The 24,785-nt window shown below is 73.3% G+C and carries 16 protein-coding genes and 2 riboswitches; of the genes, 11 read left to right on the top strand and 5 right to left on the bottom strand.

All coding sequences use genetic code 11. The features are described 5' to 3' along the window. Positions 1-180: 180 nt before the first annotated feature. Entirely contained in the window at positions 181-1,140 is a 960-nt protein-coding gene (gene iolB, locus ACWDYF_RS02385; protein WP_389463544.1) for a 5-deoxy-glucuronate isomerase, read from the top strand. Continuing rightward, complete coding sequence (gene iolD / locus ACWDYF_RS02380) at positions 1,137-3,065, top strand: 3D-(3,5/4)-trihydroxycyclohexane-1,2-dione acylhydrolase (decyclizing) (RefSeq protein ID WP_389463542.1); 1,929 nt, start codon at positions 1,137-1,139, stop codon at positions 3,063-3,065. Before iolB ends, iolD begins: the two co-directional genes overlap by 4 nt. A 24-nt stretch (positions 3,066-3,089) precedes the next feature. Here the strand turns inward: iolD and ACWDYF_RS02375 are convergent, their stop codons facing one another. From ACWDYF_RS02375 to ACWDYF_RS02355, 5 genes are all read right to left on the bottom strand, one after another. Continuing rightward, the gene (locus tag ACWDYF_RS02375; protein WP_381743979.1) at positions 3,090-4,478 is read right to left on the bottom strand and encodes a PP2C family protein-serine/threonine phosphatase; all 1,389 of its coding nucleotides are present in this window, start codon (positions 4,476-4,478) and stop codon (positions 3,090-3,092) included. A gap of 346 nt (positions 4,479-4,824) precedes the next feature. Further along, positions 4,825-6,612, bottom strand: a complete 1,788-nt coding sequence (gene cimA / locus ACWDYF_RS02370; protein ID WP_389463541.1) for a citramalate synthase — start codon at positions 6,610-6,612, stop codon at positions 4,825-4,827. A gap of 43 nt (positions 6,613-6,655) precedes the next feature. Further along, a complete protein-coding gene (locus ACWDYF_RS02365; RefSeq protein WP_381743977.1) occupies positions 6,656-7,660 on the bottom strand; it encodes an NAD(P)-dependent oxidoreductase in 1,005 nt (334 codons plus the stop codon). A 246-nt stretch (positions 7,661-7,906) separates the two neighbouring features. After that, a riboswitch (adenosylcobalamin (AdoCbl) riboswitch) is annotated at positions 7,907-8,051 on the bottom strand. A 114-nt stretch (positions 8,052-8,165) separates the two neighbouring features. Further along, entirely contained in the window at positions 8,166-8,783 is a 618-nt protein-coding gene (locus tag ACWDYF_RS02360; protein WP_389463539.1) for a TOPRIM nucleotidyl transferase/hydrolase domain-containing protein, read from the bottom strand. Between the two features lie 75 nt (positions 8,784-8,858). Then, a complete protein-coding gene (locus ACWDYF_RS02355; RefSeq protein WP_389463537.1) occupies positions 8,859-10,271 on the bottom strand; it encodes a short-chain fatty acyl-CoA regulator family protein in 1,413 nt (470 codons plus the stop codon). Positions 10,272-10,663: 392 nt separating this feature from the next. Here ACWDYF_RS02355 and aceA point away from each other — a divergent pair, with 392 nt between their 5' ends. The 9 genes from aceA (at position 10,664) to meaB (ending at position 24,759) form a co-directional block, all read left to right on the top strand. Beyond that, a complete protein-coding gene (gene aceA, locus ACWDYF_RS02350) occupies positions 10,664-11,947 on the top strand; it encodes an isocitrate lyase (protein WP_389463535.1) in 1,284 nt (427 codons plus the stop codon). 100 nt (positions 11,948-12,047) lie between these two features. Then, on the top strand, positions 12,048-13,655 hold the full coding sequence (locus tag ACWDYF_RS02345) for a malate synthase (protein WP_389463533.1): 1,608 nt from the start codon (positions 12,048-12,050) through the stop codon (positions 13,653-13,655). 247 nt (positions 13,656-13,902) lie between these two features. Then, positions 13,903-14,125: riboswitch (cobalamin riboswitch) on the top strand. Between the two features lie 172 nt (positions 14,126-14,297). Next, positions 14,298-14,717 (top strand): class Ib ribonucleoside-diphosphate reductase assembly flavoprotein NrdI, encoded by a 420-nt coding sequence (gene nrdI / locus ACWDYF_RS02340; protein ID WP_381743972.1) that lies wholly within the window; start codon positions 14,298-14,300, stop codon positions 14,715-14,717. Next, complete coding sequence (gene nrdE, locus ACWDYF_RS02335; protein ID WP_389463532.1) at positions 14,687-16,855, top strand: class 1b ribonucleoside-diphosphate reductase subunit alpha; 2,169 nt, start codon at positions 14,687-14,689, stop codon at positions 16,853-16,855. Before nrdI ends, nrdE begins: the two co-directional genes overlap by 31 nt. Positions 16,856-16,889: 34 nt before the next feature. After that, entirely contained in the window at positions 16,890-17,912 is a 1,023-nt protein-coding gene (gene nrdF / locus ACWDYF_RS02330) for a class 1b ribonucleoside-diphosphate reductase subunit beta (protein WP_389463530.1), read from the top strand. Between the two features lie 9 nt (positions 17,913-17,921). Next, a complete protein-coding gene (gene thiI / locus ACWDYF_RS02325; RefSeq protein WP_389463529.1) occupies positions 17,922-19,199 on the top strand; it encodes a tRNA uracil 4-sulfurtransferase ThiI in 1,278 nt (425 codons plus the stop codon). A gap of 521 nt (positions 19,200-19,720) precedes the next feature. Then, positions 19,721-21,529, top strand: a complete 1,809-nt coding sequence (locus ACWDYF_RS02320) for a methylmalonyl-CoA mutase family protein (protein WP_389463527.1) — start codon at positions 19,721-19,723, stop codon at positions 21,527-21,529. Further along, complete coding sequence (gene scpA / locus ACWDYF_RS02315; RefSeq protein WP_389463525.1) at positions 21,529-23,706, top strand: methylmalonyl-CoA mutase; 2,178 nt, start codon at positions 21,529-21,531, stop codon at positions 23,704-23,706. The genes ACWDYF_RS02320 and scpA overlap by 1 nt, the downstream gene beginning before the upstream one ends. A 12-nt stretch (positions 23,707-23,718) precedes the next feature. Then, positions 23,719-24,759 (top strand): methylmalonyl Co-A mutase-associated GTPase MeaB, encoded by a 1,041-nt coding sequence (gene meaB / locus ACWDYF_RS02310; RefSeq protein WP_389463523.1) that lies wholly within the window; start codon positions 23,719-23,721, stop codon positions 24,757-24,759. Positions 24,760-24,785 lie beyond the last annotated feature (26 nt).

The following is a 24,785-nucleotide window of genomic DNA, read 5'->3' as shown; positions in this document are numbered from 1 at the left end:
GTCGTCGGTGCGGGCCCGGCGGGGTCCCGCGTCGTCCTCCCCCGCGAGTCCACCCCGTGGCGCGCCCGCTGTCAATCCACCGCCGCCGATCCGCGGTCAGGACACGGGCTCCGCACGGCGGTCTGGCGGAAACGGGTGTGTTCGGGTGTGATCGGGGGAGCAGAGGAGGGAGATCATCCGATGACGTCCACGCCCGCCGCCGCGCCCGGAGCCGGCGGCCCCGCCGCACCCGGCCCCCGGCTCCATCTCCCCGCGGGCCGGGCCGCCGACGGCCCCTACGCCGTGCGGGTCACGCCCGAGTCCGCGGGCTGGGGCCACTCCTCGCTCCGGATCCTGGAGCTGGCGCCGGGCGGCTCGCACACCTTCGACACCGGCGACAGCGAGTGGATCGTCCTGCCGCTCGGCGGGGCCTGCGAGGTCGGCTGCTCCGACGGCTTCGGGCACGGCACGTTCGCGCTCACCGGCCGGGAGAGCGTGTTCGCCGGGGTGAGCGACTTCGCGTACGTGCCCCGGGACGCGCGGGTGACCGTCTCGTCCGGCGGGGGCGGGCGCTTCGCGCTCACCGGCGCGCGCTGCGCCCGCCGCCTGCCCGCCCGGTACGGACCGGCGGCCGGGGTGCCGGTGGAGCTGCGCGGCAGCGGATCGTGTTCGCGCCAGGTCAACAACTTCGCCGCGGCGGGCGTGTTCGACTGCGACCGGCTGATCGCCGTGGAGGTGCTCACCCCGGGCGGCAACTGGTCGTCGTTCCCGCCGCACAAGCACGACGAGGACCGGCCCGGCGAGGAGTCCGTCCTGGAGGAGATCTACTACTTCGAGTTCGGCTGCGAGTTCAGCGGCCACGACGGCACGCCGGGGCTCGGCTACCAGCGGGTGTCGCCGTCCGGGCCGGGCCGGGACACGGACGTGCTCGCGGAGGTCCGCGACGGCGACGTGGTACTGATCCCGGACGGCTGGCACGGACCGTCGATGGCGGTACCGGGCCACCACATGTACTACCTCAACGTCATGGCGGGCCCGGGGGCCGACCGGGCGTGGCTGATCCGCGACCACCCGGACCACGCCTGGATCCGCGGCATCTGGCCCGAGCAGCCCGTCGACCCCCGCCTCCCCTTCTACCGCGCCCCGGAGCCGTCCCGATGAGCACCCGCACCCCCGCGACCGGTCCCGGCCCCGGTCCCGATCCCGGCCGCTCCCCCGGCACCCGCCGGACGACCGTCGCCCAGGCCCTGATCCGGTTCCTGGCCGCCCAGTACACCGAACGCGACGGTGTGCGGCGGCGGTTGATCGCCGGTACCTGGGGCATCTTCGGCCACGGCAACGTGGCGGGCGTCGGACAGGCGCTCGTCGAGCACGCGGACGTGATGCCGTACCACCAGGGCCGCAACGAGCAGGCGATGGTGCACGCGGCGGTCGGCTTCGCCCGCCGCAGCGGGCGGCTGTCCACGATGGCGGTCACCACGTCCATCGGGCCGGGCGCCACCAACCTGGTCACCGGCGCGGCCCTGGCGACGGTCAACCGGCTGCCCGTGCTGCTGCTGCCCGGCGACTACTTCGCCACCCACCGGGCCGATCCGCTGCTCCAGCAGCTGGAGCATCCCTCGGCGGCCGACGTGTCCGTCAACGACACGCTGCGCCCGGTCTCCCGCTTCTTCGACCGGATCACCCGCCCCGAGGCGCTGATCCCGTCCGCACTGCACGCCGTACGGGTCCTCACCGACCCGGCGGAGACCGGCGCGGTCACGCTCGCGCTGCCGCAGGACGTGCAGGCGGAGGCGTACGACTGGCCCGAGGAGTTCTGGGCGGAGCGGGTGTGGCGCGTCCGGAGGCCCGCCCCCGACCCGGCCGAACTCGCCGCCGCAGCCGAGGCGGTCAGGTCGGCGGCCCGTCCGCTGATCGTCGCGGGCGGCGGGGTCCGGCACAGCGCGGCCGAGGACGCGCTGCGGGCGCTGGCCGACGCCACCGGCATCCCGGTCGCCTCCACCCAGGCGGGCAAGGGGGCGCTGCGGTACGACCATCCGGCGGACGTCGGCGGTGTCGGGCACACCGGCACCGAGGTCGCCGACGGGCTGGCGCGCGGCGCCGATCTGGTCCTCGGCGTCGGCACCCGCTACACCGACTTCACCACGGCCTCGGGGACGCTCTTCCGGCATCCGGACGTCCGCTTCGTCAACCTCAACATCAGCGCGGCGGACGCCCACAAGATGGCGGGCACCACCGTGGTGTGCGACGCGCGGGCCGGGCTCACCGCGCTCACCGCCGCGCTGACCGGGCACCGCGTCGACGCCGCCCACGAGGCCGCGTGCCGGGAGGGGAAGCGGCGCTGGGAGCGGGTGGTCGAGGCCGCCTTCCGCGCCGACGACGACGCCGTGCCGACGCAGACGCAGGTGCTGGGCGCGCTGGACGCGGTGGTCGGCGACGAGGACGTGGTGATCAACGCGGCCGGTTCGCTCCCCGGCGACCTGCACAAGCTGTGGCGGGCGCGTTCGCCGCACCAGTACCACGTGGAGTACGGCTACTCCTGCATGGGCTACGAGATCCCGGCCGCCATCGGCGTGCAGCAGGCGGCGCCCGGCGTGCCGGTGTGGGCGCTGGTCGGCGACGGCACCTATCTGATGATGCCCACGGAGATCGTCACCGCCGTCCAGGAGGGTCTGCCGGTCAAGCTCCTGCTGGTGCAGAACCACGGGTACGCCTCCATCGGCGGTCTGTCGGAGGCGGTGGGCGCCGAACGCTTCGGCACCGCCTACCGCCACCGCGGGGCCGACGGCGCCTTCACCGGCGCCCCGCTCCCGGTCGACCTCGCCGCCAACGCCGCCAGCCTCGGCATGGACGTGCTGCGCGCCCGGACCGCGGGCGAGCTGCGCGCCGCGCTGCGCACGGCCCGTGCCGCCGACCGGCCGACGTGCGTGTACGTCGAGACGGACACCTCGGACGGAGGCGCGGCGGCGCCGCCCGCCGCGGCCTGGTGGGACGTGCCGGTGGCCGAGGTCTCCGGCCGCGAGGCCGCGGTCCGGGCCCGTACCGCCTACGACCGCGAGGCCGCCGCCCGCCGCCACGCGCTGTGAGGCGCAGTCGCTCCCGGCGGCGGCCTACGTACGGCCGTAGCCGGTGAGGGGCGGGGTGCGCAGGGCCAGGACCGCCATGTCGTCGTGGCCGTCGCTGGGATGGTGCTCGGCCAGTGCCCGGCACAGTTCCTCGGGCGGCTGTCCGGCGTGGCGCGACGCGGTGGCGGCGAGTTCGGCGAGGCCCTCGTCGATGGATTGGCCGGGGACCTCCACCAGGCCGTCCGTGTACAGGACGACGGTGCTGTCCACGGGCACGGACTCGCGGTGGTCGGGCCGGGCGAGGTCGGCCGCCACGCCGAGGGGCAGTCCGGGGTCGGTGTCCAGGTAGCGGACGCGGCCGTCGGGCAGCAGCAGGAGCGGCGGCGGATGCCCGGCGCTGGACCAGTGCAACTGCCAGGCGCCTTCGACGGGTTCGAGGCGGGCCAGCAGCGCGGTGGCGACGGGCGCCTCGTCCAGGGAGTGGATGATGCGGTCGAGCCGGGTGAGGGAGGTGCTGGGCGGGGTGCCCCGGTCGTAGTAGAGCGCCCGCAGCATGTTGCGGATCTGCGCCATGTCGGCGGCGGCCCGCAGATCGTGGCCGACCACGTCGCCGATGACGGCCACGCAGGCGCCGTCGGGCAGCCGCATCGCGTCGTACCAGTCGCCGCCCACCGCGGCCGGTGCGCTGGCCGGGCGGTAGGCCGCGCCGGCGGCGAAGGGTCTCAGGTCGGGCAGCCGGGGCAGCAGGAGCCGCTGGAACTGCTCGGCGCTGTTGCGGGCCTGGTGGTAGAGGCGGGCGTTCTCGATGGCCACCCCGGCGGTGCCGGCGAGCGCCCGGATGACGCCCTCGTCGTGCCGGTCGAAGGGCCGGCCGTCCTTGCGCTCGGCGAGGTAGAGGTTGCCGTAGACGCGTCCGCGCACGCTGATGGCCACGCCGAGCAGGGTGTTCATCGGCGGGTGGCCGGGCGGGAACCCGGCGGACTCCGGATGCCGGGAGATGTCGCGCACCCGCAGCGGCTCGGGGTGGTGGATCAGGTGGCCCAGCAGCCCCCGGCCCCGGGGCAGCTCCACGCCCTTCAGGTCCGCGAGTTCCTGCGCGCTCAGACCGAGCGGGATGAACTCGTCCAGCAGCCGCCCCTCCTCGTCGAGGACGCCCATGGCGCCGTAGCGCGCGCCGACCAGGTCCATGGCGGTGCGCACGATACGGCGCAGCACCCTGGGCAGTTCCAGGTCCCCGGTGATGTCGACGACCGCCTGGAGGAGTTCCTGAAGGGTGCTCTGGGCACGGGCCAGGGCGTGCAGTTGCTCGCCGATGCGGTTCAGGTCGGAGCTGAGCGGCAGGCCGAGCAGTGAGGCGTACGGGTCCTCCCCCGCCGCGTCGCGTGTCCGCGGCTCCTCGTCCCCGTCCCGTGGCCCGTTCCGGTCGTCCGCCATCACCGCTCCGCCGTCCTCCGCCGTCCGCCGCCCGCAGTCCGCTCCGGGCGACCCTCGCGCCCGGCCGTGGTCCGGCCCGTCGCCCGGACCGACTCCGACATATGAACCGCGGACCTGCTCCCACCGCCCGGCGACGGGCCCGCACGCCGCGCGGGGACACCCTATCGGCCCCCTCTTCGGGGCGCGGCGGGGGCGGGGCCGGGGCACCGGGGCGTGCCGTCCGGCGCCCCGGCCGCCGTGTCCGCGCACGGGGACACGGCGGGCCGGAAGAGGACCGGAAAGGGGCCGGAAGAGGGCCGGAAGAGGGGCGGTGACGGTGTGTGTGGGGGGACGGTGCGTCGGCGGGTCAGGAGGCCGGGACGCTCGCCCGGGGCCGTCCGGCGACGCGCAGTGCCTTGTGGGCGAGGGCGTCGGTCAGGGCCTGCATGGCGGCGACGACGACACTGGCGTGCACACCGGTCGTGGTCCACTCCCGTTCGGCGTCGCGGGAGACGACGAGGACGCGGGTCAGCGCGGTGCTGTCCGCGGAGCCGTCCGCTGAGCCGTCGGTCACCGCGTCCAGGACGCGGACGCTGTGGTCGGCGAGGCGGACCTCGTCGAGCCACGGCAGGTGCGGGGCCAGGGCCCGGCGCAGGGCCGCGTCGAGCGCTTCGAGGGGGCCGTTGCCCTCGGCGGTCGCGGCGGCCTCCCGGGTGCTCCGGCCGGTCGCCGGGGCGCTGCCGACCGTGCCGGGCCCGCCGACCGTGCCACCCATGTCGTCGTTCCCGTCCGTGCCCTCCGTGCTGTCCGTGTCGGGCAGGCTCAGCCGGACCGTCGCCTCGGAGACGACCGCGCCGTCCGGGGCGCGGCGCTCCACGACCTGGTACGACAGGGGGGTGAAGGGCGGGAACGGGCGTCCCGGCCCGCCCCGGCCGCCGGGCTCGGCGGCCGTCAGTTCGTCGTGCAGGAGCAGTTCCAGGGAGGCGTCCGCCGCCTCGAAGGACCAGCCGCCCGCCTCCAGACGCTTGATCCGGGCGACCGCCCGGGAGAGGACTTCCAGGTCGTCGAGTCCGAAGCCGAGTTCCAGGCACTTGAGTTCCAGGCTGGTGCGCCCGGCCATCTCGCTCACCAGGATGCGGGTGCCGTTGCCCACGACGTCCGGGTCGATGTGGTGGTAGAGCGCGGGGTCCGCCTTGATCGCGCTGGCGTGCAGGCCCGCCTTGTGGGCAAAGGCCGCAGCGCCGACGTAGGGCTGGTGCCGGTCGGGGCTGAGGTGCGCGGTCTCGGCGAGGGCGCGGGCGGTGCGGGTGAGGTCGCCGAGCCGGGGGCGCGGCACCACCGGCATGCCGAGCTTGGTGGTGAGGTTGCCGATGACCGCGAACAGGTCGGCGTTGCCCGCCCGTTCGCCGTAGCCGTTGGCGGTGCACTGGACGTGGGTGGCGCCCGCCTCCACGGCGGCGATCGTGTTGGCCACGGCGCACCCGGTGTCGTCCTGGCAGTGGATGCCGATACGGAACCCGGTGCGGGCGGCGACCTCGCCGACGGTCTCGGCGAGCCGGCCGGGGAGCTGGCCGCCGTTGGTGTCGCACAGGACGGCGACGTCGGCGCCCGCGCCCATGGCGGCGTCCAGCACCCGCAGCGCGGTGGCGGGGTCGGCGGCGTAGCCGTCGAAGAAGTGCTCGGCGTCGAGGAAGACCCGGCGGCCCTCGGCCACCAGGAGGCGCACAGTGTCCCGGACCATCGCGCAGTTCTCCGCCACGTCCGTGCGCAGCGCCCGTTCGATGTGCCGCCGGTCGGACTTGGCGACCAGGGTGATCACCGGGGCCCGGGAGTCGAGCAGGGCCCGTACCTGCGGGTCCTGCTCGGCGCTGCGGCCCGGCTTGCGGGTGCTGCCGAAGGCGACCAACGCGGCGTGCTTCAGGTGCAGTTCCTCCGCCGCGCGGGCGAAGAAAGCGGTGTCCTTGGGCAGTGCGCCCGGCCAGCCGCCCTCGATGAAGCCGACGCCCAGGGCGTCCAGGGTGCGGGCGGTGGTGAGCTTCTCCGCGACGGAGTAGGAGATCCCCTCGCGCTGCGCGCCGTCGCGGAGGGTGGTGTCGTACAGATGGAAACCGTCGCCGAGGGGGGTGTCTGCCGGTGTGGTGCGGGTGTGAGCCACTGGGCGTCCTTCCTGGGGAGTTCCTGGGTCCGTGCGCGGCGGTCTACGGGAGCACGGTCCTGCGGCGCGAGCGGTCGCCGTCCCAGGCGGCGCGGTTGACCGGTGCGGCGGGGAGGTCGCCGCGCAGCGCCGTCCCGAGCTGGGTGACCGCGGAGTCGGTCATCCGCACGATGGTCTCGGCGGTCAGTCCGGCGGTGTGCGGGGTGAGGATGACGCGCGGGTGGCTGAGCAGCGGGTGCCCGGCGGGCAGCGGCTCCGGTTCGACGACGTCGAGTCCGGCCGCCGCGACATGGCCGCTCTCCAGCGCGGCGACCAGCGCCTCGGTGTCGAGGACGCCGCCGCGGGAGCAGTTGACGACGAAGGAGCCGCGCGGCAGCCGGGCGAGCTGGTCGGCTCCGATCAGCTCCCGCGAGGTCGCGGTCAGGGCGGGTGCGAGCGCGAGGATCGTGGACCGGGACAGCAACTCGTCCAGATCGGGGACGAGTTCGGCGCCGACCAGATGGGCGATGCGGGGGTCGGCGTACGGGTCGTAGGCGAGTACGTCCGCGCCGAATCCGGTGGTCAGCTTCCGGGCGGTCTCGGCGCCGACGTAGCCGAGTCCGACGACGCCCACCGTCCTGCCGTGCAGTTCGTGGAGGCTGAGATCGCTGCGCTGCCGCCAGGCGGAGCCGTCGCGGGTGGCCGGGTCGGCCCAGTTGAGCTGTTTGAGCGTGGCCAGGATCAGCATGACGATGTGTTCGCTGACCGGAATCCGGCCGAAACCGAGCTGGTTGACGACGAGGATCCCGTATTCGGTGGCCGCCTCGATATCGACGTTGTCGGTGCCGAATCCGGAGGTGGAGACGACGGTGAGCCGGGGGGCCGCCGCGAGTATCCGGCGGCTGACCTTCTCGGGATAGCGCACCCACAGCGCGTCGGCGTCGGCCACCGCCGCCGTCACCTCGGATTCCTCCGAGGAATCCACGACGACGACTTCGGCGCCGAGGCCGCGCAGTCTTTCGGCGCCCGAGGAGTCGTACATCGGACGCCAGAGAACGATCTTTGTCACTTCTTCTCTTCCCATCCCCGGATGCTCACGCACGCGGAATCGGCGGTGTCGGAGGGGCGGTGTGCGGGCCACGCGGCACGGGACGGGCGCGGAAACGGCCGCCGGGGCGGTCGCTTCGCGTGCGGTCACCGTGGAACGCGTGCGCGCGGGCACGCCGGAATAGGCCCCCGACGGGGCTAGGCGAGGATGGAGAAACCCGGCGCCGAAAGCGTGCGGCGCCCTGTCTCGGCATGCGGGAGATTCCCGTAACGCATCAGCACCATCCTCGTGGGCCTCGTCGTGACACCTGCGGGCGGCAATCTGACTTCCGGGGATCTCTCCCCGGTCACAGTGGCGGGACCGTGCCGGATTCTCACCGGCTTCCCCGCTTCGCAGGCACTGGTGGTCCATGTATAGCAGCGGGCCCCGTTCCCCGGACCCCCCTACGGCCGCCGCGAACCCCCCTATTCGGTAGGGGAATTCACGAGGGGTCGGGCGGAGCGCCGCCCGCCCGGGTGCCCGGCGGTCACACTCCGGCGAGCAGGGCGGCGAGCGGCGCCGGTACGTGCCCCGGTGCGAGGGCCTCCACGAGGACCCGGCCGTAGTGGATCTTGCGGCCCTTCTTGGTGCCGAGGAAGCGCCGCAGCCGCTGCTGCGCGGTGCGCTCGCGCTGCGCGGGCTGGTTCCCGAAGGTCCGCAGGGCGCGCAGGTCGCCCTCGTCCCGGATCAGCTCCTCGACGCGGGCGGTGCCCAGGGCCCGGACGAGTTCGTCCTCCAGGTCCGCCGCGCACACGAAGTACGCGTCCGGTGCCGCACCGGCCGGGGCGAGGGCACGGGCGTAGTAGCGGCGCTCCCCCTCGTCGCACAGTCCGGTGAGGCGCAGGCCGAGACCGGTGGGGCCGAGGAGGCGGGCGAAGCGCCCGACGTTGGTGACACCGCCCATCGGCAGCACGCAGACGCCCTCGGCCGCCAGGTCCCGGCCGTGCAGGGCGGCCAGCGCGTCGACCGCCGCCGCGTCGCTCGGCCCTTCGAGCAGGACGGCGGTCCGGACGGGCGGCAGCGCGGCCAGTTCGCGCGCGGGACCGCCGGGTCCGCCCGACGCCCACGCGAGGACCGCTTCCCGGAACGCGTCCATGTCAGCCATGGGAGGAGTCTCCGCCCCGCTCACGCCACCGTGCCAGAGGATTTCCCCGGCCCCCGCCCCGGACCTGGCCCCGGCCTACGTGAGCGGCCCGGCGCCCGTGACCGGATAGGGCACGAAGGTGCTGCTGTGGTGGTCGATGAGCAGCGGGCGGCCGAGCGGTGGCGCGGCCCGCTGCGAGCAGTCGAGGCGTTCGCAGACGCGGCAGCCCATGCCGATGGGGGTGGCCGCCGCGGTGTTGCCGAGGTCCAGGCCCTCGGAGTACACGAGGCGGTGGGCGTGGCGGATCTCGCAGCCGAGGCCGATGGCGTAGACCCGGCCGGGCTCGCCCCAGCCGCCGCGGTGCCGGGTGACCGCGCGGGCGGTCCACAGGTAGCGGCGCCCGTCGGGCATGGCGGCGATCTGCACATGGATGCGGCCGGGCACGGCGAACGCCTCGTACACGTTCCACAGCGGGCAGGTGCCGCCGCCCCGGGAGAAGTGGAAGTCGGTGGCCGACTGGCGCTTGGACATGTTGCCGGCCCGGTCGACGCGGACGAAGGAGAAGGGGACGCCGAGCAGCCGGGGCCGCTGGAGGGTGCTCAGCCGGTGGCAGACGGTCTCGTAGCCGACTCCGTAGTGGTCGGTGAGGCGTTCGATGTCGTAGCGGGCCTCCTCGGCCGCCGCGTGGAACGCGGTGTACGGGAGGATCAGCGCGGCGGCGAAGTAGTGGGCGATGCCGATGCGGGTCAGGCCGTGGGCCGGGGTGCCGGGGGCGAAGTCCTCGGCGGCCAGCCGGGCGAAGTCGTCGCCGTGTTCCAGCAGGGCGAGCTGGGTGGCCATGCGGAAGGCGCGGCGGCCGGGGCGCAGCCGCGGGGACAGGTGCAGGGTGCGGGTGCTCTCGTCGTAGTGGTGCAGCCGGTCGCCGGTCTCGGCGGCCAGGTGGACGCCGTGGGAGGCGGCGAGCCGGGCGGTGAGGGCGGCGGTCGTCTCGCCCGGCCGGACCCCGGTCCGCGCGGCCAGGTCCTCGGCGGCGAGGTCGGTGGCGTGCAGGTAGTTGCGCCGCCGGTAGAAGAAGTCCCGTACCTCCTCGTGCGGTGAGGAGACGGGGGTGCGCGCGCCGTCCCGGCCGTCGGTGGCACCGGCCAGCCGCTCGGACAGCTCCTGGTTGCGGCGGCCGAGGTCCAGCAGCACCCGGGCCACGGCGGGCGTCCGGGAGGCGAGGTCGGCGAGATCGGCCGCGGTGACCCGGGACTCGGCGATCTCCCCGGCCAGCGCCTCGCGCAGGTCGGCCACCAGCCGGGTGGTGTCGCGCTCGGAGAAGAAGCCCGGGTCGATGCCGAAGGTCTCGGTCAGCCGGAGCAGCACGGGCACGGTGAGCGGCCGGGAGTCGTGCTCCATCTGGTTCAGATAGCTGGGCGAGATGCACAGCACCCGGGCCAGTTCGGCCTGGCTCATCCGGCGGTCCTCGCGCAGCCGCCGCAGCCGGGCGCCCGCGTACGTCCTGCTCACCGCTCACTCCTCCGGGCCGACGGCGCGTCCCGCCCAGCCTAGGCGAACCGGCGTCGCGCGCGGTCTTCGCAACCTTGGCAAAAAGCGAGGGAAAGATACGCAGAACTTGGCAGCCGTCCACGGTTGTTGGCACTCAGTGCCAGTGCCAGAGTCGTAGTGCGGCCCGCCGGAACGGGCCGGCGCCACCGGGGAGCGGGGTCCGATTCACCGCCCTGACGTCGGAGATCCTGACACCGGTGGCGTCCTGGACCGGCAACGTTGCTCACGTGCGCCCACCACCGGTGGCGGCGGGCCGCACCCTTCGACGAGCCGTTCAAGACACGCAGTGCCATTGCATGCCATGACGGCCGGTGAATTCGCATCCGTGGCAGACCGAGGAGACGGTGACAGACATGACCAAGCCGAACACACAGGCGGCCGCGGAACTCGCGCGGCGCTGGGCCACCGACCCGCGCTGGCAGGGCGTCGAGCGCACCTACGGCGCCGAGGACGTGGTCCGCCTCTCCGGCAGCGTCCGCGAGGAGCACACCCTGGCCCGGCGCGGCGCCGAGCGGCTGTGGCGGCAACTGCACGAACTCGACTACGTGCACGCGCTCGGCGCGCTCACCGGCGGCCAGGCCGTCCAGCAGGTCAGGGCGGGTCTCCAGGCGGTCTACCTGTCCGGCTGGCAGGTCGCCGCCGACGCCAACCAGGCCGGTCACACCTACCCGGACCAGAGCCTGTACCCGGCCAACTCCGTGCCCCAGGTGGTGCGCCGGATCAACAACGCGCTGCTGCGCGCCGATCAGATCGCCACCGCCGAGGGCGTGGGCGACACCACCGACTGGCTGGCGCCGGTGGTCGCCGACGCGGAGGCCGGCTTCGGCGGCCCGCTCAACGCCTTCGAACTGACCAAGGCGATGATCGCGGCGGGCGCTGCGGGCATCCACTACGAGGACCAGCTCGCCTCCGAGAAGAAGTGCGGCCACCTCGGCGGCAAGGTCCTGGTGCCCACCTCGCAGCACATCCGCACCCTCAACGCGGCCCGGCTGGCCGCCGACATCGCCGATGTGCCCACGGTGATCGTGGCCCGCACCGACGCGCTCGCCGCCACCCTGCTGACCAGCGATGTCGACGAACAGGACGCGGAGTTCACCACCGGCGAGCGCACCGCCGAGGGCTTCTACCGGGTCCGCGGCGGCATGGACCCGGTGATCGCCCGCGGGCTGGCCTACGCCCCCTACGCCGACCTGCTGTGGATGGAGACCGGCACGCCCGACCTGGAGCAGGCGCGCACGTTCGCCGAGGCGATCCACGCCCGGTACCCGGACCAGCTGCTGGCGTACAACTGCTCGCCGTCCTTCAACTGGAAGGCGGCCCTGGACGACGACCGGATCGCCAAGTTCCAGCGTGAACTGGGCGCGATGGGCTACCGGTTCCAGTTCATCACGCTGGCCGGATTCCACTCGCTCAACCACGGCATGTTCGATCTGGCCCGCGGCTACGCCGAGCACGGCATGACCGCGTATGTCGACCTCCAGGAGCGCGAGTTCGCCGCGCAGGCCGACGGGTTCACGGCGGTCAGGCACCAACGCGAGGTCGGCACCGGCTACTTCGACCTGGTCTCCACGGCCGTCAACCCCGCCTCCTCCACCACCGCCCTGGCCGGCTCCACGGAGGAGGAGCAGTTCCACTAGGCGGTGCACGGCTTGTACGGCGGTACGGCTTGTACGGCTGTACGGCGCGGCCCCCGCCCGGGGCCGCACGTGGGTCCTGTCGCGTCCGAAGGAGAACCCGATGACCACCCTCGCACCGCCCCGGCCCGTCCGTGTCCTCGCCGCTCCCGGCCCCCGGCACGAGGAGATCCTGACCCCCGAGGCCCTGGACTTCGTCGGCCGGCTGGCCGCCGCGTTCGCGGAGCGCCGACGCGGCCTGCTGAAGGAGCGGCGCCGCCAGGCGATGCGGCTGGCGGCGGGCTCTCCGCCCAACTTCCCCATGGTGACCGCCGCGGTGCGCGCCGACCCGTTCTGGCGGGTCGCGCCGCCCGCGCCCGGTCTGGCCGACCGACGGGTGGAGATCACCGGGCCGCCCGACCGCCGGACTGCGGTCGCCGCGCTGACCTCCGGCGCCCAGGTGTGGACGGCCGACTTCGAGGACGCCACCGCACCGCTGTGGGACAACGTCGTGGGCGGGCAACTGACCCTGCTGGACACCGTCGAGGGCCGGATCGGCCTGCCCGCACCCGGCGGCGGGGAGCACCGGGCGGACGGCGGACGGCTCCCCGCCGTCATGGTCCGCCCGCGCGGCTGGCACCTCGACGAGGCGCACCTGGAGCACGACGGCGCACCGGTGCCCGCCGCCCTGGCCGACTTCGGCCTGTACTTCTTCCACTGCGCCCGGGGGCTGACCGAGTCCGGGAGCGGCACGTACTTCTCGCTGCCCAAGCTGGAGAACCGGTACGAGGCACGGCTGTGGAACGACGTGTTCCTGCTCGCCCAGGAGCTGCTGGGCATCCCCCGGGGCACCGTCCGGGCCACCGTGCTGATCGAGACGGTCACCGCCGCCTTCGAGATGGAGGAGATCCTCCACGAGCTGCGCGAGCACGGCGCGGGCCTGACCGCGGGCCGCCGGGACTACCTGTTCAGTCTTGTGCGCACCTTCGGCCACCGCACCGACTTCCTGCTGCCGGACCGCGCGGGGGTGACGATGACGGCGCCGTTCCTGCGGGCGTACACCGAGCTGCTGGTGCGCACCTGCCACCGGCGCGGCGCGCATGCCGTCGGCGGCCGGGCCGCCCAGGTGCCGGGCGCGGACGCGGCGGCGCGCGAGGCGGCTGTCGCGGCGGTCCGGCTGGACAAGGAGCGGGAGGCGGAGGACGGCTTCGACGGGTCCCAGGTGGCCTGTGCCGAGCTGGTCCCGGTCTGCCGGGAGGCGTTCGACGGGGTCCTCGGCGAGCGGCCGCACCAGCTCGACCGCACCCGCGCGGACGTCGAGGTGAGCGCCGCCGATCTGCTGTCGGTGCGCCGGACCGGCGCCCCGCCGGTCCCGGAGGGGGTGCGCACGAGCGTCGCCGTCGCGCTGCGCTGCTTCGCGGCCTGGCTCGGCGGGCGGGGCACCGTCGTCGTGGACGGGGTGCTGGTGGACACGGCCGACGCCGAGGTGGCCCGGACGCGGATCTGGCAGTGGCTGCGGCACCGGGTGGTCGACCGGGAGACGGTGGAGCGGGTGCTCGACGACGAGCTGGCCGCGCTGGGCGCCGCCTACCCGTGGGCGCCGCTGGAGGAGGTGCGCGCGCTGTTCGAGCGCACCGCGCTCGCCGCCGAGCTGCCGCTGTTCTTCACCCCCGACGCGTACGCGCGCCACCTGGTGCGCCGCACGGGAGCCGGGGGGTGCGAGCGGGGATGAGCCTGCGGCCGGACTGAGGGGTCCGGGCGCGGCGCGTGCCGAGGGGTGCGCGACGGCACCGGTGCGGTGAGGGCCGCGGCGGTGCCCCGGGAGACGGGCGGGCAGCGCGGGTACGGCGCTTCCCGCCCGTGCCGTTTCCGGGTCCGCGCGCCGTGCGCCGCCGCCACCGCGACAGGGCTTAGGTATACCTAAGTTTTCCCGAAGACACAACATCTGGGGCTGTGCACCACGGCAGTGTTCTAGATGTAGTGTTGGCCGTGCTGGTGGTTCGCCAGGCACTCCGGTGCCCGGCGAGGCAAGAGGGAACCCGGTGGGAATCCGGGACTGCCCCGCAGCGGTGAGCGGGAACGACCGCCGTCATACGCACTGGACCCGGTGGACCGGGCCTGGGAAGCGACGGCCAGTAGACGTCTCGTACGACACGAGACACGCCCGCGAGTCCGAAGACCTGCCACCGGTGCGTACGCCGACGAGCGGCGTGCGTGCTCCGAGGCCCCGAGGGAGGGCCGCGTGGCAGCAGCACGGACCCGGGTCCGGCGTGCCCTTCTTCCGCCGCCGCCCGGCCCCGCCGTACGCGCCGCGACGCTCCTCCTCCCCCGGTCCTCGGACAGGGACGGGAACGAGCGAGAGGAGCGGCGGTCGATGAGCGGCCTCGTGTATTTCTCCAGCGTCTCGGAGAACACCAAGCGCTTCGTGGAGAAGCTGGGTCTGCCCGCCACGCGCATCCCCCTGCATCCGCACCGCGCCGGCCTGCCGCGGGTGGCCGGGCCGTATGTGCTGATCACGCCGACCTACGGCGGCGGCGAACGCGCCGGGGCGGTCCCCAGGCAGGTGATCCGCTTTCTGAACGTCGAGGCCAACCGCGCGCTGCTGCGCGGGGTCATCGCGTCCGGCAACACCAACTTCGGCGCGGACTACTGCCTGGCCGGACGGGTGATCGCGGCGAAGTGCGGGGTTCCCGAGCTGTACCGATTCGAACTGCTGGGCACGGAGCGCGACGTCCGTGCCGTGAGGGAAGGACTGAGGACGTTTTGGACACGACACTCATCGGCGGCGGCGTGATCACCGCCCCGCGCGAATCGGTCGGTACGCGCAAGGACTACCACGCGCTCAACGCCCTGCTGAACATGTACGACTGCGACGGCCGCATCCAGTTCGACAAGGACCGCGAGGCCGTACGCCAGTACTTCCTCCAGCACGTCAACCCGAACACGGTGGTCTTCCCCACCCTCAAGGAGAAGATCGACCACCTGATCGAGAACGACTACTACGAGGAAGCCCCGATCCGGCGCTACGACTGGGAGTTCGTCAAGGGCCTGTACCGGCGGGCGTACGCCCACGAGCACCGCTTCCGCACCTTCCTCGGCGCGTTCAAGTACTACACGTCGTACACGCTCAAGACCTTCGACGGCTCCCGCTACCTGGAGCGCTACGAGGACCGGGTGGCCGCGACCGCGCTCTTCCTCGGCGCCGGGGACGAGGCGCTGGCGTCCCGGCTGGTGGACGAGATGATGACCGGCCGCTTCCAGCCGGCCACCCCGACCTTCCTCAACGCGGGCAAGGCGCAGCGCGGCGAGCTGGTCTCCTGTTTCCTGCTGCGCGTCGAGGACAACCTGGAGTCCATCGGCCGGGGCGTCAACTCGGCGCTCCAACTGTCCAAGCGCGGCGGCGGGGTGGCGCTGCTGCTGACCAACCTGCGCGAACAGGGCGCCCCGATCAAGAAGATCGAGAACCAGTCCTCCGGGGTGGTCCCGGTGATGAAGCTGCTGGAGGACTCCTTCTCCTACGCCAACCAGCTCGGCGCGCGCCAGGGCGCGGGCGCGGTCTACCTGCACGCCCACCACCCGGACATCATGCGGTTCCTGGACACCAAGCGGGAGAACGCGGACGAGAAGATCCGCATCAAGACGCTGTCGCTGGGCGTGGTCGTCCCCGACATCACCTTCGAACTGGCCAAGCGCAACGAGGACATGCACCTGTTCTCGCCCTACGACGTGGAACGCGAGTACGGCAGGCCGCTGGCCGATCTCTCCGTCAGCGAGCACTACGACGACCTGGTCGCCAACCCGCGCATCCGCAGCACCACGCTCAGCGCCCGCGAGTTCTTCAAGACGATCGCGGAGCTCCAGTTCGAGTCGGGCTACCCGTATCTGCTGTTCGAGGACACCGTGAACCGGGCCAACCCGATCCCGGGCTGGATCAACATGTCCAACCTGTGCTCGGAGATCCTCCAGGTCAACACGCCGAGCACGTACGACGCCTCGCTCGGCTACGAGACCGTCGGCCGGGACATCTCCTGCAACCTGGGCTCGCTGAACATCGCCGCCGCCATGGCCTCCCCCGACCTCGGCGCGAGCGTGGAGACGGCGGTGCGCGGTCTGACGTCCGTCTCCGACCAGTCGCACATCGACGCGGTGCCGTCCGTGGCACACGGCAACGACCTCTCGCACTCCATCGGCCTGGGCCAGATGAACCTGCACGGCTACCTCGCCTCGCAGCGCGTCCACTACGGCAGCGCGGAGGGCGTCGACTTCACCGACCTGTACTTCTACACGATCGCCTATCACGCGCTGCGCGCCTCGAACCGGATCGCGATCGAACGCGGCACCGCCTTCGACGGGTTCGAGAAGTCCGCGTACGCCGACGGCTCGTACTTCGACCGGTACACCGAGCGGGCGTGGGAGCCGGCCACCGCGCGGGTGCGGGAGCTGTTCGCCGACGCGGGGATCGCGCTGCCCACCCAGGACGACTGGCGCGAGCTGAAGCGGTCGGTGCGGGAGCACGGCATCTACAACCAGTACCTCCAGGCCGTGCCGCCGACCGGATCCATCAGCTACATCAACGACTCGACCGCCTCCATCCACCCGATCGCCTCCAAGGTGGAGATCCGCAAGGAGGGCAAGCTCGGCCGCGTCTACTACCCGGCGCCGCACATGGACAACGACAACCTGGAGTACTTCCAGGACGCGTACGAGATCGGCTACGAGAAGATCATCGCCACCTACGCGGCGGCCACCCGCCATGTCGACCAGGGGCTCAGCTGCACCCTGTTCTTCCGGGACACGGCCACCACCCGCGACCTCAACAAGGCGCAGATCCTCGCCTGGCGCCAGGGCATCAAGACGCTCTACTACATCCGGCTGCGCCAGGAGGCCCTGGAGGGCACCGAGATCGAGAACTGCCTGTCCTGCACCCTGTGACCCCCTCGCACGCCCCGTTCACGAAAGCACCCCGATGACCACCACCCCCGCCCCGCTGACCGAGATCTCGGTCACCCCGCCGGCCTTCCGCCAGGACCCGGCCGCCCGGCTGCGCCCGGTCAACTGGAACCGCGTCACCGACGAGAAGGACCTGGAGGTGTGGAACCGGCTCACCGCCAACTTCTGGCTGCCCGAGAAGGTGCCGCTCTCCAACGACGTGGGCGCCTGGCAGCAGCGGCTCACCGCGGACGAACGCACCCTGACCATGCGGGTGTTCACCGGTCTGACCATGCTCGACACCGTGCAGGCCACGGTCGGCGAGATCGTGCAGATCCAGGACGCGCGCACCGAGCACGAGCAGGCCGTCTACACCAACATCGCCTTCATGCAGGCCGTGCACGCCCGCAGCTACTCCTCGGTGTTCTCCACCCTCGCCAGCACCCCGGAGATCGACGACGCCTACCACTGGGCGGTGGCCAACGACGTCCTCCAGCAGCGCTGCAAGACGGTGCTCGCGCACTACTACGGCGACGACCCGCTCAAGCGGAAGGTCGCCTCCACGCTGCTGTCGTCCCTGCTGCTGTACGCGGGCTTCTATCTGCCGCTGCACTTCTCCACGCACGCGCTGCTCACCAACACCGCCGACATGATCCGGCTGATCCTGCGCGACAAGGCGGTGCACGGCTACTACTCCGGCTACAAGTTCCAGCGCGGCCTGGAGCGGCTGACTGCGGCGGGCCAGGAGGAGATGCGCGCCTTCACCCACGCGCTGCTGGAGGAGCTGTACGAGCTGGAGCTGCGCTACTCGGGCGAGCTGTACGAGCCGCTGGGCCTGATGGACGACGTGGCCGTCTTCGTCCGCTACAACGCGAACAAGGCGCTGATGAACCTCGGTTACCCGGCCCGCTTCGGCGCCGCGGAGACCGAGGTCAACCCGGAGATCCTGGCGGCGCTCTCGCCGGGCGCGGACGAGAACCACGACTTCTTCTCCGGTTCCGGCTCCTCGTACGTCATGGGCAAGGCGGAGAACACCTCCGACGACGACTGGGACTTCTGAGAGGCTCATATGTCCGGCAACCCCCAGGTGCCCGCTCCCCGGGCGGGCACCGCGCCGCACGGCGCCTGCGTCCTGCTCAAGCACGGCGAGATCTTCCTCAAGGGCCGCAACCGGCAGCGCTTCACCGAGCGGCTGCACGACAACCTGCGGATCGCGCTGCGCGGGATCGGCGGCTCGACCTGGATCAAGACCGCGCAGAACGTCACCGTGGTCGGCGGGCAGGTCCCGCAGGACGCGCTGGTGGAGCGAGCGCGCCGGGTGATCGGCTTCAACTCCGTCGAACCGGCCCTGCGGGTGCCCAGCACCCTGGAGGAGATCACCCGGACGGCCGTCGCGGAGCTGCGCGCGGCCGGTGCCGAGCGGCCCGGACTCGGCTTCGCGGTCCGGGCCCGGCGCCGGGACAAGCAGTTCCCGCTGACGTCGTCGCAGGTGGCGGGGTATCTGGGGGCGGAGGTGCTGCGCGCGGTCCCCGGACTGCGCGTCGACCTCACCCGGCCCGAGGTGACGCTGTCCGTGGAGATCGACCGCAAGGAGACGTATCTGTCCTGGCGGCGGCACCGGGGGCTGACCGGGCTGCCGGTCGGCTCCAGCGGGCGGGCCCTCGTGCTGCTGTCCGGGGGCTACGACTCTCCGGTGGCCGCGCACCGGGCCATGCGGCGCGGGCTGCACTGCGACTTCGTGCACTTCAGCGGCGCCCCGTACACGAACCCGGCGTCGGTGTACAAGGCGTACGCCCTGGCCCGGGAGCTGAACCGGTACCAGCCGCCCGGACGGCTGCACGTCATCGCGCTGGGCAAGGCGCAGAAGCAGCTCGCCGTGGCGGGCGCCGGGCGGCTCCAGGTCGTCGCCCAGCGCCGCCTCATGGTCCGCACCGCCTCGGCACTCGCCGCCCGTACCGGCGCCGAGGCGCTGGTGACCGGCGACAGCCTGGGGCAGGTGGCCAGCCAGACGCTGGCCAACCTCGCGGCGGTGGACGAGGCGGCGGCGCTGCCGGTGCTGCGTCCGCTGATCGGCTGGGAGAAACAGGAGATCATCGACGAGGCGGGGCGCGTCGGCACCGCGGAGATCTCGGTGCTGCCCGACGAGGACTGCTGCCAGTTGCTGGCACCGCCACGCGCCAGCACCCGCGCGGGTCTGCCCCAGCTACGCGCCGTGGAGCGCCGCCTCGACCTCGACGAGGTGACGGCGGCACTGCTGGAGAGCGCCCGGGTGATGCTGCCCGGCGCGGACACCGACCCCCTCCCCGAGACCCCGGTGGCCGCCTGCCCGGCCCCCGCACCCGCCTGACCGGCACGCGACCGCGCCACGCCCACGGGCCCGGCACGACAGGCACCACCGCACGGCCCGGCCGCTCACCACGACGCCCCACCCCGGCGGCCGGGCCGCGCGGCCGGGCACGGCCGCCCACCGCGGTGACGCTGCCCTGCGCCGGCATCGAGACCCGCCGCGACAAGACCCCCGTCCCCGACCGCTCCACACCCGCACCCGCCTGAACACCGCACGCCCACGGCCACCCACAGTCCCACCGACCGGTTCGGCGCGTCAGGACACGCCGAACCGGCCCGGCCGCTCACCACGACGGCCCACCCCGGCGGCCGGGCCGCGCGGCCCCGGTCCCGCCGCCCGCCCGCCGTCGGGACGCGCGGCGACGCGCCGCCCCGCCACCGGCGCTCTTCCCGGTGCTCCGGGCGCGCGGCGGCGCGTCGTCGTCTCACTCACCCGAGCGGCCTACGCCACACTCGGGGAGAGAACAAGGTCACAACCTCGGCCTCTGCCTGCGCTCCACCGGACTGTCCTAGCATCCGACCATGACGGTCCTGCCTGACGACGGGCTCTCCCTGGCGGCCGACTTCCCTGACGCGACGCATGAGCAGTGGCGCCACCTGGTGGCGGGTGTGCTGCGCAAGTCGGGCCGGGAAGTACCGGACGACGAGGCGGAGGGCGCTCTGTCCACCGCGCTGGAGGACGGGTTGCGCGCCCGCCCCCTGTACACCGCGCGCGACCACGCGCCCGACCCCGGCCTGCCCGGCTTCCCGCCGTTCGTGCGCGGCGGGAAGGCCGAGGGGAGCACGGTCGGCGGCTGGGACGTGCGCCAGCGGCACACGGTGGCCGAGGCGGCGCCCGTCCTGAACGACCTGGAGAACGGCGTCACCTCGCTGTGGCTGGCCGTCGGCGACCGCGGCATCCCCGTCTCCGCGCTCGGCACCGTCCTCGACGGCGTGTACCTCGACCTGGCCCCGGTCGTGCTGGACGCGGGCGAGGCGGCGGAACCGGCCGCGCGCGAGCTGCTGCGGCTGTTCGCCGCGCGCGAGGTGGCCGCCGACGCGGCCCGCGGCAATCTGGGCGCCGACCCGCTGGGCCTGGAGGCCCGCACCGGCCGGCCCGGCGACCCGGCGTCCGCGACGGAGGCGGCCCGGCTGTGCGCGGCACGGTACCCGGGGCTGCGCGCGCTGACCGTGGACGCGCTGCCGTACCACGAGGCCGGCGGCTCGGCCGCGCAGGAGCTGGGCTGCTCGCTGGCGACCGGCGTCGCCTATCTGCGTGAACTGACCGGGGCCGGGCTGGACACCGCCCAGGCGCTGGCGCAGCTGGAGTTCCGCTACACCGCGACCGCCGACCAGTTCCTGACCATCGCCAAGCTGCGCGCCGCCCGGCGGCTGTGGGCGCGGGTGGCCGAGGTGTGCGGGGCACCCCGCGCGGGCGGTCAGCTCCAGCACGCGGTGACCTCCTCGGTGATGATGACGCGCCGCGACCCGTGGGTGAACATCCTGCGCACCACGGTGGCCGCGCTGGCCGCCGGGGTGGGCGGCGCCGACGCGGTGACCGTGCTGCCCTTCGACCACGCGCTCGGCCTGCCCGACGCGTTCGCCCGGCGGATCGCCCGCAACACCTCCGTCATCCTCGTCGAGGAGTCGCAGCTGTCCCGGGTGGTCGACCCGGCGGGCGGCTCCTGGTACGTGGAGCGGCTGACCGACGAACTCGCCCACGCGGGCTGGGAGTTCTTCCAGGAGATCGAGCGCGCCGGAGGCCAGGGGCCCGCGCTGCGCTCCGGGCTGGTCGGCGAGCGGCTGGCGGCGACCTGGGCCGCGCGCAGCGCGAAACTCGCCAAGCGCCGCGAACCGGTCACCGGCGTCAGCGAGTTCCCGCACCTGGCGGAGAAGCCGGTGGTGCGCGAACCGGCGCCCGAGCCGCCGTCCGGCGGGCTGCCCCGGGTGCGCCGGGACGAGGCGTTCGAGGAGCTGCGGGCCCGCTCCGACGCCCACCTCGCCGCGACCGGGGCCCGGCCCCGCGTGTATCTGGCGGCGCTCGGCCCGGCCGCCGCGCACACCGCCCGGCTCACCTTCGCCGCCAACCTGTTCCAGGCGGGCGGCATCGAACCGGTCACCGAGGGCACCTTCGAGGAGAGCGGCGCGCGCGAGGCGTGCCTGTGCTCCAGCGACGCGCTGTACGAGGAGCAGTCCGGCGCGGTCGTCCGGGGCCTGCGGGAGGCGGGCGCCGCGCATGTGTTCCTCGCCGGCCGCCCCGGACCGTACGAGGACGTGGACACCTATGTCTTCGCCGGCTGCGACGCCGTCGCCGTGCTCTTTGCCGCACTCGACCGCATGGGAGTGTCCTGATGTCCGTCCCCGACTTCTCGGCGATCGAGCTGGGTCAGCCGCGCCCCGACGGCGGCGCCGACGAGTGGCGTACCGCCGTGCAGAAGGCCGCCGACGGCGACGACCTGCTGTGGGAGACGCCCGAGGGCATCACCGTCAAGCCGCTGTACACCGGGCAGGACGTGGAGGGCCTGGACTTCCTGGACACCTTCCCGGGCGTCGCCCCGTATCTGCGCGGCCCGTACCCGACGATGTACGTCAACCAGCCCTGGACGATCCGCCAGTACGCGGGTTTCTCCACGGCGGAGGAGTCCAACGCGTTCTACCGGCGCAATCTGGCGGCCGGTCAGAAGGGCCTGTCGGTCGCCTTCGACCTGCCCACGCACCGCGGCTACGACAGCGACCACCCGCGGGTGACCGGTGACGTCGGCATGGCGGGCGTGGCGATCGACTCGATCTACGACATGCGGCAGCTCTTCGACGGCATCCCGCTGGACCGGATGACGGTGTCGATGACGATGAACGGCGCGGTGCTGCCGGTGCTGGCGCTGTACATCGTGGCCGCGGAGGAGCAGGGCGTCCCCGCGGAGAAGCTGGCCGGGACCATCCAGAACGACATCCTCAAGGAGTTCATGGTCCGCAACACCTACATCTATCCGCCGAAGCCGTCGATGCGGATCATCTCCGACATCTTCGCCTTCACCTCGCAGCGGATGCCCCGCTACAACTCCATCTCGATCTCCGGGTACCACATCCAGGAGGCGGGCGCGACGGCCGACCTGGAGCTGGCGTACACGCTGGCGGACGGCGTGGAGTACATCCGGGCGGGCCGGGACGCGGGCCTGGACGTGGACGCCTTCGCGCCCCGGCTGTCGTTCTTCTGGGCGATCGGCATGAACTTCTTCATGGAGATCGCCAAGTTGCGCGCGGCCCGGCTGCTGTGGGCCAAGCTGGTCAGGCAGTTCGACCCGAAGAACGCCAAGTCGCTCTCCCTGCGCACCCATTCGCAGACCTCCGGCTGGTCGCTGACCGCGCAGGACGTGTTCAACAACGTCACGCGCACCTGTGTGGAGGCGATGGCGGCCACCCAGGGGCACACCCAGTCGCTGCACACCAACGCCCTGGACGAGGCGCTGGCGCTGCCCACCGACTTCTCCGCGCGCATCGCCCGCAACACCCAGCTGCTGATCCAGCAGGAGTCCGGCACCACCCGGGTGATCGACCCGTGGGGCGGCAGCGCGTACGTGGAGCGGCTGACGTACGACCTGGCCCGCCGGGCGTGGCAGCACATCCAGGAGGTGGAGCAGGCGGGCGGCATGGCGCAGGCCATCGACGCGGGCATCCCCAAGCTGCGCGTGGAGGAGGCGGCGGCCCGCACCCAGGCGCGCATCGACTCCGGTCGGCAGCCGGTGATCGGGGTGAACAAGTACCGGGTGGACAGCGACGAGCAGATCGAGGTGCTCAAGGTCGACAACTCCTCGGTGCGCACCCAGCAGATCGCCAAGCTGCGGCGGCTGCGCGAGGAACGGGACGAGACGGCGTGCCGGGACGCGCTGGACGCCCTGACCCGGACGGCCGGCGGCGAGGGCAACCTGCTGGAGCTGGCGGTGCGGGCGGCCCGCGCCAAGGCGACCGTCGGGGAGATCAGCGACGCCCTGGAGAAGGTGTACGGGCGGCACGCGGGCCAGATCCGTACCATCTCCGGTGTGTACCGCAACGAGGCAGGCCAGTCGCCGAACGTGGACCGCACCCGCGCGGTGGTGGACGACTTCGCGGAGGCCGAGGGCCGGCGGCCGCGCATCCTGGTCGCCAAGATGGGCCAGGACGGGCACGACCGCGGCCAGAAGGTGATCGCCACGGCCTTCGCCGACCTGGGCTTCGACGTGGACGTCGGCCCGCTGTTCCAGACCCCGGCGGAGGTCGCCCGGCAGGCCGTCGAGGCGGACGTGCACATCGTCGGGGTGTCGTCGCTGGCGGCCGGGCATCTGACGCTGGTGCCCGCGCTGCGCGAGGCACTCGCCGAGGAGGGCCGCGGCGACATCATGATCGTGGTGGGCGGGGTGATCCCGCCGCAGGACGTACCGACGCTCCTGGAGATGGGCGCGACGGCCGTCTTCCCGCCCGGCACGGTGATCCCCGACGCGGCCCGCGACCTGGTGACGCGGCTGGCGGCGGATCTCGGCCACGACGAGCTGTGAGCCGGTGAGCTGATGGCCATCGATCTGGACACGTACGTCAAGGGCGTCCTGGACGGCAAGCGGGCGCTGGTGGCCCGCGCGATCACGCTGGTGGAGTCGGTGCGGCCGCAGCACCGGGCGCTGGCCCAGGAGTTGCTGACCCAGCTGATGCCGCACAGCGGCCGGGCCCGGCGGATCGGGGTGAGCGGGGTGCCGGGCGTCGGCAAGTCGACGTTCATCGACGCCTTCGGCACCATGCTGACCGGGCAGGGGCACCGGGTGGCGGTGCTCGCCGTCGACCCGTCCTCCACCCGGACCGGCGGTTCCATCCTCGGCGACAAGACCCGTATGGAGCGGCTGGCCGTCGACCCGGCGGCGTTCGTCCGGCCCTCCCCCAGCGCGGGCACGCTCGGCGGGGTGGCCAAGGCGACCCGCGAGTCGATCGTGGTCATGGAGGCCGCGGGCTACGACGTGGTGCTGGTGGAGACGGTCGGGGTGGGCCAGTCCGAGACGGCCGTCGCGGGCATGGTCGACTCCTTCCTGCTGCTCACCCTGGCCCGCACCGGCGACCAGTTGCAGGGCATCAAGAAGGGTGTGCTGGAGCTGGCCGATGTGATCGCGGTGAACAAGGCGGACGGGCCGCACGAGCGCGACGCCCGCGCGGCGGGCCGCGAACTGGCCGGTGCGCTGCGGCTGATGCACGGGAAGGACGCCTTCTGGACGCCGCCGGTGCTCAGTTGCAGCGCCCGCGAGTCGACCGGTCTGGACACCGTCTGGGAACGCCTGGAGCAGCACCGCGTCCTGCTGGACTCGGCGGGCCGCCTCACCGCCAAGCGCCGTGCGCAGCAGGTCGACTGGACCTGGAGCATGGTCCACGACGAGCTGCTGGGCCGGCTGCACGCCGACCCGGCCGTCCGTTCTCTCGCGCCCGAGCTGGAACAGCAGGTCAGGCAGGGCGGTCTGACGGCCACTCTCGCCGCCGAACGGATCCTGCGCGCCTTCGCCGGGGGCGGCGCTCCGTCCGGCTCCGGCGGTCCCGGACCCGGGCCCGGACCCGGCCATGGAGCAACGTGACATTGTATAGTGGGAGGTCATCGGGC

The sequence above is a fragment of the Streptomyces sp. NPDC003284 genome (assembly GCF_053589675.1).
The sequence above is the reverse complement of the archived record's forward strand: the minus strand, read 5'-3'. Positions and strand labels throughout refer to the sequence as shown.

Coding starts and splice junctions, on each gene's coding strand:
- iolB (WP_389463544.1), top strand. CDS start 181: ATGACGTCCACGCCCGCCGCCGCGCCCGGAGCCGGCGGCCCCGCCGCA.
- iolD (WP_389463542.1), top strand. CDS start 1,137: ATGAGCACCCGCACCCCCGCGACCGGTCCCGGCCCCGGTCCCGATCCC.
- ACWDYF_RS02375 (WP_381743979.1), bottom strand. CDS start 4,478: ATGGCGGACGACCGGAACGGGCCACGGGACGGGGACGAGGAGCCGCGG.
- ACWDYF_RS02360 (WP_389463539.1), bottom strand. CDS start 8,783: ATGGCTGACATGGACGCGTTCCGGGAAGCGGTCCTCGCGTGGGCGTCG.
- aceA (WP_389463535.1), top strand. CDS start 10,664: ATGACCAAGCCGAACACACAGGCGGCCGCGGAACTCGCGCGGCGCTGG.
- ACWDYF_RS02345 (WP_389463533.1), top strand. CDS start 12,048: ATGACCACCCTCGCACCGCCCCGGCCCGTCCGTGTCCTCGCCGCTCCC.
- nrdI (WP_381743972.1), top strand. CDS start 14,298: ATGAGCGGCCTCGTGTATTTCTCCAGCGTCTCGGAGAACACCAAGCGC.
- nrdF (WP_389463530.1), top strand. CDS start 16,890: ATGACCACCACCCCCGCCCCGCTGACCGAGATCTCGGTCACCCCGCCG.
- thiI (WP_389463529.1), top strand. CDS start 17,922: ATGTCCGGCAACCCCCAGGTGCCCGCTCCCCGGGCGGGCACCGCGCCG.
- ACWDYF_RS02320 (WP_389463527.1), top strand. CDS start 19,721: ATGACGGTCCTGCCTGACGACGGGCTCTCCCTGGCGGCCGACTTCCCT.
- scpA (WP_389463525.1), top strand. CDS start 21,529: ATGTCCGTCCCCGACTTCTCGGCGATCGAGCTGGGTCAGCCGCGCCCC.
- meaB (WP_389463523.1), top strand. CDS start 23,719: ATGGCCATCGATCTGGACACGTACGTCAAGGGCGTCCTGGACGGCAAG.